The following is a 13,738-nucleotide window of genomic DNA, read 5'->3' as shown; positions in this document are numbered from 1 at the left end:
TGTTTGCGCCTTGTGGAAAGCCTACCCGGCGCCCGCCGCGATCTGCATCATCACAAGGCCGGTGAACCACGCGCCCAGCGTGCCGATAATATAGCCGAGCACGGCCAACAGCGCCCCCACGGGCGCGAGCGAAGGGTGGAAGGCGGCGGCCACGACCGGGGCGCTGGCGGCGCCGCCGACATTGGCCTGACTGCCGACCGCCATGAAGAAGCTCGGCGCCTTGATCAGGAAGGCGACCCCGATCAGCAGCGCCGCGTGGATCAGGATCCACACCGCCCCGATGGCGAAATAGGCCGGGGTTTCCAGCAGCGCGGCGACATTCATGTTCAGACCCACCGTGGTCACCAGCACATAGATGAAGACCGACCCCACTTTCATCGCGCCCGCGCCCTGTAATTTGCGCACGCGCGTAAAGCTCAAGCCCACGCCGATGGCCGTGGCGATCAGGATCAGCCAGAAGAACTGGCTGTTCAGGCTCAGCTGGTCGAGATTGGGGAACCGCTCTCCGAAGAAGCCGGACAACAGATCGCCCAGAACATGGGCGATGCCCGTCGCGCCAAAACCGATGGCGAGAATATAGATCAGGTGGCGAAGCTCGGGGATGCGCGCGTGCTCGGCCTCATAGGCCTCCGCCCGGTCGCGCACCCGGTCCACGGCGCTGCGGTCGGCTTTCAGCACCGCATCGGCCTGTTTCTGGTTGGCCGCGATCCAGAGCAGGACGGCCAGCCAGATATTGGCGACGATGATGTCCACCGCAATCCACACGGAGAAGATGTCGCCGCCGACATCGAAAATCTCGTACATCGCCGTCTGGTTGGCGGATCCGCCGATCCAGCTGCCCGCCACGGTCGTCATGCCGCGCCACACCGCGTCCGGCCCCTGCCCCGAGACAAGATCCGGCGCGACGAAACTGGTCAGCAACAGAGCCACCGGCCCGCCGATCATCACGCCCAGCGTGCCCGTGAAGAACATGATCAGCGCCTTGGGGCCCAGAGAGATCGTCGCCGGCAGGTCCGCGCTGGCCGTCAGCAGCACCAGCGCCGCCGGCAGCAGATAGCGCGAGGCCGCGAAATAGAGATTGGATTCCTCCGGATCGACCAGCCCGAACGTGGTCAGAAGCGAGGGCAGGAAATAGCAGAGCAGGAGCGGTGGAAAGATGCGGTAGAAACGCTTCCAGCCCGTATTCTCCGAGGCGGCGGTCAGGAACACGCCCCCTAAAATCGCGGCCAGAATGCCGAAAATGATGGCGTCGTTGGAAATCATCGGCGTCATGCGCTCCCCCGTCATGTTTCAGGCATTAGGGCTAAAACGGGTGCGTGGCGCAACCCGGCGCAAGAAGGCTCAGGCGCCCTCGTCCGGCTCCGACGCCAGCGCCGCGTCGATCAGGGCGCGGGCCTCGTCCGTGTCCCATTCGGCGGGGCCGTTGATGCGGCCGATTTCATTGCCCCCGGCGTCATAAAGCACGCTGATCGGCAGGCCCGGCGCCTTGAACAGCGAGGCGCTCTCGAAGCCCGGATCATGGCGGAAGACCAGCGCGTCCAGCCCGCTTTTCTTATAAAAGGCCTGCGCCTTCTCCGGCGTCTGGTCGAGGCTGATCGGGACCACGCGGAATTGTTGCGGGTCATAGGAGTCCTGAAGCGCGTTCAGCGCCGGCATTTCGATGACGCAGGGCGCGCACCAAGTTGCCCAGAGATTGACCAGAGTCACCTCCGCCAGATCGTCAGCGACGGGATTCGCCACACCATCCGGCCCGTTCACGTCCATATCGGGAATGCGCGCCCCGGCCTCGGCCAGCTGGAACGCCGCCATTTCGCCCGTGGCGGCCTTCTGGACCGCAGCGGCGCGCGCATCGCCCGCATTCGCAGGCGTTTCGCCGCCGCATCCCGCCAGCAGAAAGGCGGCCGCAACCGCGCTGAGAAAGATGTTTGAAGCCCGGAGTCTCATAAGTCTTACTTGCGCCCATATCGCTTGCCTCTATAGGTCTCATGACAGATAGGCGCGCAAAACGCACGAGGACATTATGGCTCGCATCATCCTCATCCTGGCTCTCCTGCCGGCGCTGGCCGCCTGTGGCGTGCGCGGCGGCCTGCAGACGCCCGAGCCGATGTGGGGCGAGAAAGACCGCACGGCCCCGCCCCTTCCCGAGCCCTATGAGAAGGATACGCGCGGACGCGACACGTTCGGCGACCCGCTGGCCCCGGACTTCGAGACCGAAGCCTTCGAGGACGAGGAAGCCGAATCCGATCCCCGCTTTGATGACGAGGCGGACGGCGGCGCCGCGCCTGACAACGACGACTAACGAAAACGTAATGCAGGCCGGGGCGGCGAAGGCGCAGCCTTGCGTGCTAGATTCCTGACCATGTTCGGCCGGTCCGATCCGCTCCGCCGCGCCCTGTCGCAGGCGCGCTTCGCTCTCAGGTGGGAGCGTTGGGCGCCCGTGCTGTGGCCGCCCGCCGCCGCGTTGGGCGCATATGCGGCGCTGGCGCTGTTCGGACTGTGGGACGCCACCGGCGATCCCTGGCGCGCCATCGCGCTGGCTATCACGCTTATCCTGGCTGTCCTGTTGACGATTCGCGCCTGGCGCAGAGCCGCCCCTGTCACCGAGACCGTGGCCCGGCGGCGCGTGGAGGACGATTCCGCGTTCCAGGCCCGGCCGCTCGAGGGGCTGGAGGACCGCGCCGCGCTGGGCGAGAACGGCCTGTGGACGGCGCATCAGGCCCGCCTGAAGGCCATGACGCGTCAGGCGCGCGGCCGGCGTCCGCGCGCAGCGCTGGCCGCATCCGACCCATACGCATTGCGCTTTGCCGTGCTGGCCGCCCTTCTGGTCGCCGCCGGCATCGCCGGGGACCGCGCCGCGCCGCGCCTGCAGACCGCCTTCGCGCCGCGCCTCGAAATCAAGGCCGGCGCAGGGGCCGTCATCGACGCCTGGCTTGACCCGCCCGCCTATACGGGCGTGGCGCCCATTTTCCTGACCTCCGGCGAAAACGGCCGCGCGATCAAGGCCCCCGCCGGGTCCGAATTTACCCTGCGCGCCTCCGCCGCCCGCCGCGCCCCGCGCGTCATGGTGGAAAGCGATACCGGAACACAGCGTCTGGAGCCCGAACAGATCGAGACCGGCGTCTTCGAGACGCGGACCATCATCACCGAAGACGCGGAAATTCGCGCCGGGGGCCGTGTCTGGCGCATCGCCGCCCTGCCCGACGAAGCTCCGCAGGCCGGCCTGACCGCCGCGCCGGAGGCGACCGCCAGCGGCGCGCTGAAACTGGCGATCAAAGCCAGCGACGATCACGGCATGACCGGCGCTGCTCTGACCTTTGCCCTGGCCGCCGATACGCGGCAGGTGGACGAAGCCGATCTGGACATGTTCGCCAGTCCGACCAAGTCCTATGAAGGCCCGGTGGAGATCGATCTGACGGGCCATCGCTGGGCGGGCCGGCAGGTGCGTCTGCGCGTGGCCGTGACCGACGGGGCGGACCAGACCGGCTATAGCGACTGGCTGGTCACCCGCCTGCCAGAGCGCGTCTTCATCGACCCGCTGGCCAAGGCCATTGTCGAGCAACGCTCCATCCTGCTGAACGAAACGCGCGACTACGCCCCCATGCCGCCCAAGGCCAGGCCGGGCGAGCCGTCCCTGTTCGCCAACGACATGCCGGAACGCCGCATCGAACGCGCCCCGCGCGACGTGCGCCGCGTGACCGACATGCTTCAGGCCGTCACCTATGGCGGCGAGGATTATTTCAGCGATTACGCGGTGTTTCTCGGCCTCGCACAGGTGCGTCAGCGCCTGAAACTCTCCCGCGGCATGGATGAAGTCTCCAGCCTGCCGCCTGAACTCTGGCGCATCGCGCTGCGGGCCGAGACCGGCGATCTGGCCGACGCGGAAGAGGCGCTGCGCGCCGCCGAGCGCGCCCTGATGGAGGCGATGGCCCGCGGCGCGGAGATGAGCGAGCTGATGCAGCTTTTCGAGGCGTATCAGCAGGCCGTCGACCGCTACATGCAGGCGCTGGCCCAGAACGCCATGGAAAATGGCCGCTTCGCCGAAGCCGGTCAGGCCAGCGAAGCGATGCAGTCCACCGACATTCAGGAAATGCTGGACGCCATCCGCGAGTCCGCCGAGCTGGGCGCCACGGGCGATGCGTCCGCCGCGCTGCAGGCGCTGGGCGAAATGCTGCGGAACATGCAGATGCAGCTCGCCATGGGCGGCGGCGGTCAGGGCGAAGGCGAGATGAGCGAGCAGCAGCAGCGCGACCTCGAAGCCCTTGAAGACCTTGGCGACATGATCGGCGACGAGCGCGGGGTCATGGACGAAACCCTGCGGGAATACGGTGAGAGTCGCGAGGATGCCCGCAATGCCGGCCCTGGCTCGCGCCAGCCCCGCCCCATGCCCGGCCAGCCCGGCCTCAACCCGCTGCCCCCGGAGATCATGGAGCCCGGCGAGGACGGCGCGGGCGAGGAGGAAGGCGAACAGCCCGGCGCCGCGCCCAACTCCGCGCTGGCCGACCGCCAGCAAGGCATTGGCGAGGCGCTAGAGGAGTTGCGTCAGGACCTGGCCCAGAACGGCGAAGGAGAAGGTCTGGGCGGCGAAAGCCCGGACGAGGCGCTGGACCGCGCCGGCGAAGCCATGCGCCGGTCAGAAGAGGCGCTGCGGCGCGGCGCGGGCGACGAGGCGCAGGAGGCGCAGGAAGAGGCGCTGGGCGCGCTGCGCGAAGGCGCGGACCGTCTCGCACAGCGCATGATGGAGCGCAGCCGGCAGGCCAATAATGGCGCGCAGGGCCAGGCTTCCGAGGGCTCGGACCCGCTGGGCCGGTCATCGGGCCTCAGCCGGGGCGGTGATAACGTGCAAATTCCGGACAAGGCCGACCGCCAGAGGGCACGCGAAATCCTTGAGGAAATCCGCCGCCGCGCGGCCGAACGCGGCCGTCCGGAGGAAGAACTGGACTATTACGACCGGCTTCTGGAGCGGTTCTAGGCCGGTTTCGGCGCGCCTAGTCGATGGCCCCGATATGCGGCAGGCCGCGATAGCGCCCGGCCAGATCCATGCCATAGCCCACAAGGAAGCGGTCCGGCGCCGTCCAGGCCGACCATTCCGGCTTGAATCGCGGCGATATGGCGGTGTTTTTCTCCGCGAACACCACCGCTTTCACGCTCTCGGCGCCCGCCTCGATCAGCGTGTCATAAGCAAATTCCAGCGTACGGCCGGAATCGAAAACCTCGTCGATCAGCAAACAGGTCGCGCCCTTTACCGGCCGCGTGACATTGGATAGCAGGCGCGGTTCGTCCGCCGCGGTCGTGGAATCGCCATATGTGGTGACGCGAAGCGCGTCATAGCGCACGTCCACCCCGCGATGCGACAGCGCGCGAATCAGGTCCGCCGCGAAGGTCAGGCCGCCATCCAGCAGCGCCACGGCGATCCAGTCGGGTTCGATTTCGCCCGCGATCCGGTCCGCCACATCCGCGACCCGGTCCGCGATTTCGGATTCAGAGAGCAGAATTTCCATAGCGAGAGGTCCCTAACCCGCCTCGCCGCCCTGCGCGAGTTCGGTTTCAGCGCCATGTTCGCCGTCCGTTTCATGCGGCGCTTCCACCGTCACGTCCGGGTCGGCGATTTCGATGGGCGCATCGGCCAGCGTCAACGCCACGTTCGCGGCGCGCTCCGGCGGATTGACCAGCTGGGTCACCACGGCCACGCGCTCGCCCGGGTCCAGGTTTTCCCGCTCCGGCGCAACGGTCCAGGCGAAGAATTCCTCGCCTTCGGCGTCCTGAAGCGCAAAGCGGACAAACGGCATATCGCGATTACGGCGGTCGATATTGCGCAGCGTGCCCTCGACCTCCAGCACGGGCTGATCCTCCACCAGCACCCGCTCGGCGGCCACGCCCTCAATGGACAGCCCGTAGGCATTGGCGTTCGATCCGACCATCGCATAGGCGCTGGCGGTCTGCGGCCAGGCCCGCACCACGTCCAGCCGGAAAATCCACGCCGCGCCCAGCATCACGATCAAGGCCGCGGCAATGCCGCTCCACGCCCCCGCGCCCAACATAAGATAGCGGCGGCGGCGTCGCGCCTCCACCTTCGCGCGATAGGCTTGCGCCGGCTCTTTGGGAACCGGTTTCAATGTCTCTGTTTTTGCGGGCTTTTCAGCCGCCGCCTGCGGCGCGGCCTCGCCCCCGCCGGGCGCGACATGCCAAGTATGACCGCAGGAAGCGCAACGCACACGCCGGCCCCCGTCGCCGAGCGTGGAGTCATCGACGGAATAGCGCGTGGTGCAGGAAGGACAGCTCAGTATCATGCTAGACGAATCACGAAGCGCGCCTCTCTAAAACAAACGGGTCTATCATTTCTGCGCCGATGTCCAGTTTCCCCGCTCCAGAACCCCAGCCCGAACCCGCGCCCGCCGTGGCGCGGTTCGAGAATGTCGGTATGCGCTATGGCAGCGGACCGGAAGTTCTCAGCGACATTAACCTCATTCTGGAGGCAGGTTCTTTCCATTTCCTCACCGGCCCGTCCGGCGCGGGGAAAACCTCCCTCCTGAAGCTGATTTACCTCGCCCACCGCCCGTCGCACGGTCGGATCAGCCTGTTCGGGCGCGGCTCGGTGGACCTGAAACGCAACGAAAAGGCGGAGATTCGCCGGCGAATCGGGGTGGTGTTTCAGGAATTCCGCCTGCTCGATCATCTCTCCGTGTTCGATAATGTCGCCCTTCCGCTGCGCGTTTCGGGTCAAAAGCGCGCCGATTACCGCGATGACGTGGCCGAATTGCTGGACTGGGTGGGCCTTGGCGGCCGTCTGGACGCCTCCCCCGCCACGCTTTCGGGCGGGGAGCAGCAGCGCGTGGCCATCGCGCGCGCCGTGGTGAACAAGCCGGACCTGCTGATCGCCGACGAGCCGACAGGCAATGTCGACCCCGAACGCGCCGACCGCCTGATGCGCCTGTTCCGGGAGCTGAACCGCCTGGGCACCACCGTGGTCATCGCCACGCACGACCTGCATCTGGTGCGCAAGGCCAACGCTCCGGTCCTCAGCCTGGCCGAAGGCCGCATCACCACGGAGGGCCGGCGATGAGCGCGCCCAAGGCCTCCCCCCTCCTGCCCCCCGATCACAGCCGCGACCGGCCGCTTTTCCTGGTCGTGACGATCCTGGTCTTCCTGGCCTGTTTCGCGGGCCTGACGGCACGCAGCGCCTGGCAGGCGGCGGGCAGCTGGACTCAGGACCTCTCGTCCGAAGCCACCGTCCAGATCCTCCCCGGCGAAGACGACGATCCGGACGCGCTCACCGCCCGCGCCGCGGAACTTCTCTCCGGCGTCGAGGGCATAGAGGCCGCCGAACCGCTGGGCGCTGATGAATCGCAGGCGCTTCTGTCCCCGTGGTTTGGCGACGCCCTGCCGGAGGAACTGCCCGCCCCGCGCCTGATCGCCGTGGAGGGCGCGGCGGACGCCGAGGCCATGCGCGGCGCGCTGGAGGCCGAAAACATCGAAGCCGTGGTGGACGATCACAGCCGGTGGGAGGCCGAGATCGCCCGCGCCGCCACCATCGCGCAGCTGATCGCGCTGGCCATACTGGGCCTGCTGGCGCTGGCCGCGGCCGCGGTCATCGTATTCGCCACAGGGGCGGGGCTGGCCGCGCGGCGGGACGTGATCGACGCGCTTAAAATCGCCGGCGCCAAGGATTCCTACATCGCCAATCTTTTCATGCGGCGATTCTGGATGATGGGGCTGAAGGCCGGTCTGGCCGGCGCGGTGATCGCTGGATTATGCGCGACGGGCCTCTATTTCGCTGCAATAAATCAGACCTTGTTGGGATCGGCCGCTGCGCCGGACGTGTTTGATGCGCTTATACTGGCCGCCGCCCCGCTGGTCGCGGGGCAGATCGGCGCGGCCACGGCCTGGTTCGCCGTCATGGCGGCCCTGAAGGAGTCGAACTGAGCAAACGATGGCGCTGCGCTTTCTATCCGCGCTCTTTACCGGGCTGACCGCCGCGTTTTTCGCCGGCTATGTCGCCTTTGTCGTCGCCTTGCCCGGAAAGCCGCACCCGGACGCCGAGGCCGCTGACGGGCTGGTCGTTCTGACCGGCGGCGGCGGGGCGCGCATCCGTCAGGGCCTGACCCTTCTGGAGGCCGGGGCGGGCGACCGCCTTCTGATCAGCGGCGTCTATGAGGAAACCACCAGCGAGGATCTGCGCGCCTTCGGCCCCGGCGCCATGACCCGTTTCGATTGTTGCGTGGATATCGACCGCGCGGCGAAAAACACCATCGGAAATGGCGCGGAAACGGCGAACTGGGCGCGCAGTCACGGCTTTCAGACCGTCGGGGTGGTCACCCACCGCTTCCACATGCCGCGCGCCATGATAGAGCTGAAACGCGCCGCGCCGGATATTGAATACCGCCCCTATCCCGTGGGCGGCGTGTTCTCCCGCGGGCCGCGCCAGACCACGCTGGAATACCTGAAATTTCTGGTTATCCTCACCCGGGACTCGGTGACCAGCCCGCCCGGCGAACACAACGCCTGACCGTCGAAAGCTCAGGAACTCCAAGCCTCATGCAAGCGCTTCGCTCCACCCTGTTCGTGGTCTGGATGTACGGCCTGATGGTCGTCATGGGCATTATCCTGACCCCGACCCTGATCGGTCCGCGTTCCTGGGCGCGAGGCGGCTTCACGGTCTGGCGCGGCCTGATCTTCTGGGGGCTGCGGGTTCTGGGCGGCGTGACGTGGGAGCTGCGGGGCGCGGAAAACCTGCCCGAAGGCGGCGCGCTGGTCGCCTGCAAGCACCAGTCGATGTTCGATACGCTGGCGCCGTGGGTGTTCCTGAACGACCCCGCCATCATCCTGAAAAAGGAACTGAAATGGCTGCCCATTTTCGGCTGGTGGGCGCAGAAGCTGCGCAATATCGCCGTGGACCGCTCCGCGGCGTCCAAGGCCCTGCGCGACATGACGCGGCAGGCCCGCGCGCGCGCCGCCGAGGGACGCCAGATTCTGATTTTCCCGGAAGGCACCCGAACCGGCGTGGATGAGCAGGTCGATTACAAGCCGGGCGTCGCCGCCCTTTACAAGGCGATGGACGTCCCCTGCATCCCGGTCGCCCTGAATTCGGGACTGATCTGGGAGTCTTTCGGCAAGCTGAAACAACCGGGCCGTATTATCGTCGAAGTTCTGGAGCCGATTCCGCCGGGTCTGGACCGCAAGGAATTCATGGCGCGGCTGAAAACCGCCATCGACACGAGAACCGCCGCGCTGGTTGAGGAGGGCGTATGAGCATCCGCCGTAGTCTGACCATTCTGGTCATCGCCGCCGCGGCCTTCGCCGCCCTCTATGTGTTCTACTGGATCTATGTCTCCGGACAGATCAAGGAACAGACCCTGGCCTGGGCCGAGGACCGCCGCGCGGAGGGCTACGCCATCGAGATGGGCCGCGTCGACGTCAACGGCTTCCCGGCCGCCTTCGACGTGCAGGTTACGGATTTCGCCATTGGCGCGCCGAATAATGACTGGAGCGCCGCCACGCGCGCGCTGCACGCCCGCCCGGCCTCTGTCTTCGATCTGGAAGTCTGGGACGCGCAGCCGGAGAGTGAAGTGCGCGCCGTCATCGGCTCCGACGAAGGCCCGCTTGAGCTCAGCCTCGAAGGCGCGCGCCTTCTGCTTCAGTCCGTGGACGGCGAAGTGGTGCGGACGGAGGCTTATCTGGACTCCGCCGAGCTGACCTCCGACCAATCATATCCCGTGATCGACGCGCTGGGCCGCCGGATCGAGGACGTGGAAATCTTCCTCAGCGCCGAAGACCCGGACGCGGGCGAAGTGATTATCGACAGCGCACAGATGAGCTGGGGCGCGCTTGATGTCAGCGCCGCCGGCGTTCTGGGCGTCGATCCCGCAGGCTTCCTTGCCGGGACCGGCCAGCTGGGCCTGTCCGACCCGGAGCGTTTTCTGGACGCCCTGCAGCAGGCGGGAATCCTGGATAACCGCGCCCGGCAATTCGCCCAGATCGCGGTCGCCATCGCGCCCCGGAACGAGGAGGACCGCGTGGTCCTGCCCGTCTCCTTCAATGGCGGGAAGGCCTATATCGGACCGGCCCCGGTGGGCGCCGCCCCGCGGATTCACGCGCCCGAAACGAACTCCTGAAGCGCGGCGGCAAGGCGGCGGTTCTCGTCTTCCGTCCCCACCGTCATGCGCAAGGCGTCGCCCAGCCCGTAGGGCTGTAGCGGACGCACGATCAGGCCGCGGCTTTTGAGGAAGCTGTCCGCGGCCTCGGCGGTCTTCGCGCCCTCGGCGTCGAAATGCACCAGAACGAAATTGCCGAAGCCCGGCGTCACGTTCAGGCCAAGACCCGAAATCTCGTGCTCCAACCAGGGACGCCATTGTTCATTGTGCGCGACCGAGCGGTCCTCGAACTCCAGATCATGCACCGCCGCCGCGCCGGCGGCCTGCGCCGGAACGCTGACATTGAACGGTCCGCGCACGCGGTTCAGCGCGCCGATCACATCCGCCGGGCCATAGGCCCACCCCAGCCGCAGCGCCGCCAGCCCGTAGATTTTAGAGAAGGTGCGCGTGACCAGCACGTTCGGAAATTCCGAGGCCATCGGCAGCGCGGTTTCGAAATCGTCCCGCCGCATATATTCGGCATAGGCCTCATCAACCACCAGCAGCACGTCCTCCCGCAGCCCGGCATGCAGGCGGCGGATTTCGCTGGCCGGCAGATAGGTGCCGGTCGGGTTGTTCGGATTGGCGACGAAAACCACGCGCGTCTTGTCCGTCACCGTATCCAGCAGCGCATCGACATTGGCGGTGTAGTCCGTCTCCGGCGCGATCTGGATATCTGCAAGGCTCTGCTTGGCGACCAGCCCATAGACCAGGAAACCGTATTCGGAGCGCAAAATCGCCTCGCCCGGATTCAGATAGGCCTTGCCGACCATCTGCAGGATTTCGTCCGATCCCGCGCCGCAAACCAGACGCTCGGCGTCCAGCTCATAGCGCGCGGCGATCGATTCCCGCAGCTTCACCCACGCCCCGTCCGGGTAGAGATGAAGCGAATCCGCGCAGGCCTTGTAAGCCTCTATGGCTTTCGGGCTGGCGCCCAGCGGGTTCTCGTTGGAGGACAGCTTGGCGGGTTTTTCGATCCCCGGCGCCTCGGACGAACCGGGCTTGTAGGGGCGAATATCCATGATCCCTTTGCGGGGCGTGGGTCCGCTCATCGCATGATCCTCTTCATTATGGGCAGGCAAGACAGTTCGAAGGCGGACATAACGCCGCCCTTGCGCAGCGGCAAGCGCTCAGGCGCGCGCCGGCGCCGTGGCGAAGGCCGGGGCGCTGCCGCGCGGCGGAATGGCGACGCGCTTGCGCGCCTCCACCAGGATCACGCCGCCCAGCCCCGGCCACAGCATGTCGCCGATGATTTCCCAGCCCGGCGCGGACCGGGCGATCACGCCCCAGCCGCGCGGCGGCGCATAGAGCGCCCGCGACCAGGCCATCGGCTCCAGCCCGCAATCGCGCAACAGGCGCGACAGCTGGATGCGCGTGAACGGACGGCCGTGACCGAACGGGCTGGCGTCGGACAGAGACCAGAGGCTGACCCGGCTTGGCGCGATCAGGATGACCCGCCCCTCCCCGGCCGAGATACGCCAGACCTCGGTCAGCATGGCGCGCAGGGCGTCGCTTTCCTCCAGCCCGTGCGCCACGATTACCCGGTCAAACGCATTGTCGCGAAAGGGCAGCGCGGTTTCCTCGACCAGCGCGCTGGCGCAGCGCCCGTCTTCGGGCCACGCCTCCCCGCCCTGTGGGCCGGGCATGGCCGCCACGATGCGGCGCGCGGAACTGAGATACGGCGTCAGATAAGGCGCGGCATAGCCCAGACCCGCCATGTCCAGCCCGCGGGCGTCCGGCCACAGGGCATGAATGCGGCGGGCGATCATCTCATGCGCCATCCCGCCCAGCGGGCTGTCGTAAAATCGCTTCAGGTCCACGACATCAAGCCGCATCGAACATGCCTTCTAACTTCTTCCCCCCGATACTAGGTTGAGACTCAGCGAACGTGAATGAACGGAGTTCATATGTTGCAGGTCCGGATGTTTCCCTGCCTCAACGACAATTACGGATTTCTGGCGCATGACCCGCATACCGGGGAAACGGCCTGCATCGACACGCCCGATCCCGATGAAATCCTGCGTCAGGCGGAAGCGGCCGGCTGGCGCATCAGCCAGATCTGGAACACCCACCATCACTGGGATCATGCCGGCGGCAACGCGGCGCTGAAGAAAGCCACCGGCGCCTTCGTGGTCGCCCCGGGCGGCGAACGCGGCAACATAGACGGCGTGGACCGCGCCGTGGAGGGCGGCGAGCGCGTGCGGCTGGGCGAGTTCGAGGCCGACGTGATCGCAACCCCCGGCCATACGCTGGGCCATATCATCTATCATTTCCCGGCGGAGAAGGTCGCTTTTGTCGGAGACACCATTTTCGCGCTCGGCTGCGGCCGCCTGTTCGAGGGCACGCCCGAACAGATGTGGGACTCCCTGAAGGCGATCCGGGCCCTGCCGAAAGACACGCAGCTCTACTGCGCTCACGAATACACCCAGGCCAATGCCCGCTTCGCCCTGACGGTGGAGACGGACAACGACGCCTTGAAAGCCTATGCCGGCGACGTCGACCGCAAGCGGAAGAAGGGCGAGCCGACAGTCCCCACCACGGTCGGGGCCGAGCTTGAGGCCAATCCCTTCCTGCGCGCCGACAAGGCCCCGCTCAAGAAAGCCGTCGGCCTGCCCAACGCCGCGCCGGAAATGGTCTTCGCCGAAGTGCGCGCGCGGAAGGACCGGTTCTGATGGCGCGCGACATTCCACCCGCCCCGCCGAAAGACCTGACGCCGGAACAGGCCGAAGCCTATTGTCAGGGCAGCCTGCCCGGCCTTGTCGGCCTGACATGGATCTCCACCAAGGCCGATCACATCGAATCCCGGCTGGCGCTGCGGCCGGAGCTGATGGCCCCGAACGGTTATCTGCACGCCGCCTCGGTCATCGCGGCGGCGGACACCACGGCCGCGCTGGCCTGCATCCTGAACCTGCCGGAAGGCGCGTTGAATTTCACGACAATCGAACTGAAGTCCAACTTCACGGGCACGGCGAATAGCGGTCATGTCAGCGCCCTCGCCAGCCCGGTTCATCTGGGCCGCGCCTCGCAAGTCTGGGATTCGGTCGTCACCCATGAAGAAAGCGGCAAGGCCATCGCGCATTTCCGCTGCACCCAGATGATCCTCTACCCGCAAGCGTAAGAGCGTTCCATGAAAGCCGAAGACATCATCGCGATGCTGGACCTCGCCCCGCATCCGGAAGGCGGATTTTTCCGCGAGACCTGGCGCGACGAAACCGGCGAGGGCCGCGCCGCCTCCACCGCTATCTATTTCCTGCTGACCGAAGGCAATCGCAGCCACTGGCACCGCGTCGACGCGTCCGAGACATGGCATTATTACGCCGGCGCGCCGCTGATCCTGCGCATTCACGACGATAACGGACCGCAGGAAATCCGCCTCGGCGCGGACCTTGCCGCCGGCGAGCGCCCGCAAGGCGTCGTCCCGCCCCATGCCTGGCAAAGCGCGGAGACCACCGGCGACTGGACGCTGGTCGGCTGCACCGTCGCCCCCGGCTTCGAATTCGACCATTTCGAACTCGCCCCCGAGGGCTGGGAGCCTGGACCCTGATTTTCAAAACACCGATCGGAGTGGATTTTTTCCGCGCGTCAGGAGGCGGCGGCGACGCGTAGTTTCC

The 13,738-nt window shown here is 66.9% G+C and carries 16 protein-coding genes; 10 read left to right on the top strand and 6 right to left on the bottom strand.

All coding sequences use genetic code 11. The annotated features are described in order from the left end of the window. Nucleotides 1–21 precede the first annotated feature (21 nt). Together H2040_RS03510 and H2040_RS03505 are read right to left on the bottom strand one after the other, a co-directional pair. The gene (locus H2040_RS03510; protein WP_022696303.1) at nt 22–1,272 is read right to left on the bottom strand and encodes a DUF819 family protein; all 1,251 of its coding nucleotides are present in this window, start codon (nt 1,270–1,272) and stop codon (nt 22–24) included. 69 nt (nt 1,273–1,341) lie between these two features. Next, on the bottom strand, nt 1,342–1,944 hold the full coding sequence (locus tag H2040_RS03505) for a TlpA family protein disulfide reductase (RefSeq protein WP_287154491.1): 603 nt from the start codon (nt 1,942–1,944) through the stop codon (nt 1,342–1,344). A 76-nt stretch (nt 1,945–2,020) separates the two neighbouring features. Between H2040_RS03505 and H2040_RS03500 the strand changes: the two genes are divergently transcribed. Both H2040_RS03500 and H2040_RS03495 read left to right on the top strand, forming a co-directional pair. After that, nucleotides 2,021–2,299, top strand: a complete 279-nt coding sequence (locus H2040_RS03500) for a hypothetical protein (RefSeq protein WP_287154489.1) — start codon at nt 2,021–2,023, stop codon at nt 2,297–2,299. 39 nt (nt 2,300–2,338) lie between these two features. Next, a complete protein-coding gene (locus tag H2040_RS03495) occupies nt 2,339–4,969 on the top strand; it encodes a DUF4175 domain-containing protein (protein ID WP_287154487.1) in 2,631 nt (876 codons plus the stop codon). 16 nt (nt 4,970–4,985) lie between these two features. Here the strand turns inward: H2040_RS03495 and H2040_RS03490 are convergent, their stop codons facing one another. Continuing rightward, complete coding sequence (locus H2040_RS03490) at nt 4,986–5,498, bottom strand: phosphoribosyltransferase (RefSeq protein ID WP_022697695.1); 513 nt, start codon at nt 5,496–5,498, stop codon at nt 4,986–4,988. 12 nt (nt 5,499–5,510) lie between these two features. Beyond that, on the bottom strand, nt 5,511–6,287 hold the full coding sequence (locus H2040_RS03485; RefSeq protein WP_287154484.1) for an MJ0042-type zinc finger domain-containing protein: 777 nt from the start codon (nt 6,285–6,287) through the stop codon (nt 5,511–5,513). A 59-nt stretch (nt 6,288–6,346) separates the two neighbouring features. Between H2040_RS03485 and ftsE the strand changes: the two genes are divergently transcribed. From ftsE to H2040_RS03460, 5 genes are read left to right on the top strand one after another with little or no spacing between them, the layout of a single operon-like run. Further along, complete coding sequence (gene ftsE / locus H2040_RS03480; protein WP_287154481.1) at nt 6,347–7,060, top strand: cell division ATP-binding protein FtsE; 714 nt, start codon at nt 6,347–6,349, stop codon at nt 7,058–7,060. Continuing rightward, nucleotides 7,057–7,920, top strand: a complete 864-nt coding sequence (locus tag H2040_RS03475; RefSeq protein WP_287154479.1) for a cell division protein FtsX — start codon at nt 7,057–7,059, stop codon at nt 7,918–7,920. Before ftsE ends, H2040_RS03475 begins: the two co-directional genes overlap by 4 nt. Nucleotides 7,921–7,927: 7 nt before the next feature. Next, nucleotides 7,928–8,503: a YdcF family protein gene (locus H2040_RS03470; protein ID WP_287154477.1), complete on the top strand. Its 576-nt coding sequence runs from the start codon at nt 7,928–7,930 to the stop codon at nt 8,501–8,503. 29 nt (nt 8,504–8,532) lie between these two features. Beyond that, a complete protein-coding gene (locus tag H2040_RS03465; protein ID WP_287154475.1) occupies nt 8,533–9,246 on the top strand; it encodes a lysophospholipid acyltransferase family protein in 714 nt (237 codons plus the stop codon). After that, the gene (locus tag H2040_RS03460; protein WP_287154473.1) at nt 9,243–10,109 is read left to right on the top strand and encodes a DUF2125 domain-containing protein; all 867 of its coding nucleotides are present in this window, start codon (nt 9,243–9,245) and stop codon (nt 10,107–10,109) included. The genes H2040_RS03465 and H2040_RS03460 overlap by 4 nt, the downstream gene beginning before the upstream one ends. Here H2040_RS03460 and hisC read toward each other — a convergent pair. Further along, nucleotides 10,085–11,179, bottom strand: a complete 1,095-nt coding sequence (gene hisC, locus H2040_RS03455; protein ID WP_287154471.1) for a histidinol-phosphate transaminase — start codon at nt 11,177–11,179, stop codon at nt 10,085–10,087. The genes H2040_RS03460 and hisC overlap by 25 nt on opposite strands. A 78-nt stretch (nt 11,180–11,257) precedes the next feature. Next, the gene (locus H2040_RS03450) at nt 11,258–11,962 is read right to left on the bottom strand and encodes a class I SAM-dependent methyltransferase (protein ID WP_287154469.1); all 705 of its coding nucleotides are present in this window, start codon (nt 11,960–11,962) and stop codon (nt 11,258–11,260) included. 72 nt (nt 11,963–12,034) lie between these two features. Between H2040_RS03450 and gloB the strand changes: the two genes are divergently transcribed. Genes gloB through H2040_RS03435 form a run of 3 tightly spaced genes read left to right on the top strand, consistent with a single transcriptional unit; the run spans nt 12,035 to nt 13,671 of the window. After that, entirely contained in the window at nt 12,035–12,799 is a 765-nt protein-coding gene (gene gloB, locus H2040_RS03445; RefSeq protein WP_287154466.1) for a hydroxyacylglutathione hydrolase, read from the top strand. Further along, nucleotides 12,799–13,245: a PaaI family thioesterase gene (locus H2040_RS03440; RefSeq protein WP_287154464.1), complete on the top strand. Its 447-nt coding sequence runs from the start codon at nt 12,799–12,801 to the stop codon at nt 13,243–13,245. Before gloB ends, H2040_RS03440 begins: the two co-directional genes overlap by 1 nt. Before the next feature lie 9 nt (nt 13,246–13,254). After that, entirely contained in the window at nt 13,255–13,671 is a 417-nt protein-coding gene (locus tag H2040_RS03435) for a cupin domain-containing protein (protein WP_287154462.1), read from the top strand. Nucleotides 13,672–13,738: the final 67 nt, after the last annotated feature.

This window comes from Euryhalocaulis sp. (assembly GCF_013911995.1).
In the GTDB taxonomy this organism is placed as follows: Bacteria; Pseudomonadota; Alphaproteobacteria; order Caulobacterales; family Maricaulaceae; genus Euryhalocaulis; species Euryhalocaulis caribicus.
This window is presented reverse-complemented; position numbering and strand designations above follow the sequence as displayed.

Bases quoted from the DNA above. Each gene is read 5' to 3' on its own strand.
- hisC (WP_287154471.1), bottom strand. From the start codon at position 11,179: ATGAGCGGACCCACGCCCCGCAAAGGGATCATGGATATTCGCCCCTAC.
- H2040_RS03470 (WP_287154477.1), top strand. From the start codon at position 7,928: ATGGCGCTGCGCTTTCTATCCGCGCTCTTTACCGGGCTGACCGCCGCG.
- ftsE (WP_287154481.1), top strand. From the start codon at position 6,347: ATGTCCAGTTTCCCCGCTCCAGAACCCCAGCCCGAACCCGCGCCCGCC.
- H2040_RS03490 (WP_022697695.1), bottom strand. From the start codon at position 5,498: ATGGAAATTCTGCTCTCTGAATCCGAAATCGCGGACCGGGTCGCGGAT.
- H2040_RS03505 (WP_287154491.1), bottom strand. From the start codon at position 1,944: ATGAGACTCCGGGCTTCAAACATCTTTCTCAGCGCGGTTGCGGCCGCC.
- H2040_RS03500 (WP_287154489.1), top strand. From the start codon at position 2,021: ATGGCTCGCATCATCCTCATCCTGGCTCTCCTGCCGGCGCTGGCCGCC.
- H2040_RS03485 (WP_287154484.1), bottom strand. From the start codon at position 6,287: ATGATACTGAGCTGTCCTTCCTGCACCACGCGCTATTCCGTCGATGAC.
- H2040_RS03435 (WP_287154462.1), top strand. From the start codon at position 13,255: ATGAAAGCCGAAGACATCATCGCGATGCTGGACCTCGCCCCGCATCCG.
- H2040_RS03465 (WP_287154475.1), top strand. From the start codon at position 8,533: ATGCAAGCGCTTCGCTCCACCCTGTTCGTGGTCTGGATGTACGGCCTG.
- H2040_RS03475 (WP_287154479.1), top strand. From the start codon at position 7,057: ATGAGCGCGCCCAAGGCCTCCCCCCTCCTGCCCCCCGATCACAGCCGC.
- H2040_RS03440 (WP_287154464.1), top strand. From the start codon at position 12,799: ATGGCGCGCGACATTCCACCCGCCCCGCCGAAAGACCTGACGCCGGAA.
- H2040_RS03460 (WP_287154473.1), top strand. From the start codon at position 9,243: ATGAGCATCCGCCGTAGTCTGACCATTCTGGTCATCGCCGCCGCGGCC.
- gloB (WP_287154466.1), top strand. From the start codon at position 12,035: ATGTTGCAGGTCCGGATGTTTCCCTGCCTCAACGACAATTACGGATTT.
- H2040_RS03450 (WP_287154469.1), bottom strand. From the start codon at position 11,962: ATGCGGCTTGATGTCGTGGACCTGAAGCGATTTTACGACAGCCCGCTG.
- H2040_RS03510 (WP_022696303.1), bottom strand. From the start codon at position 1,272: ATGACGCCGATGATTTCCAACGACGCCATCATTTTCGGCATTCTGGCC.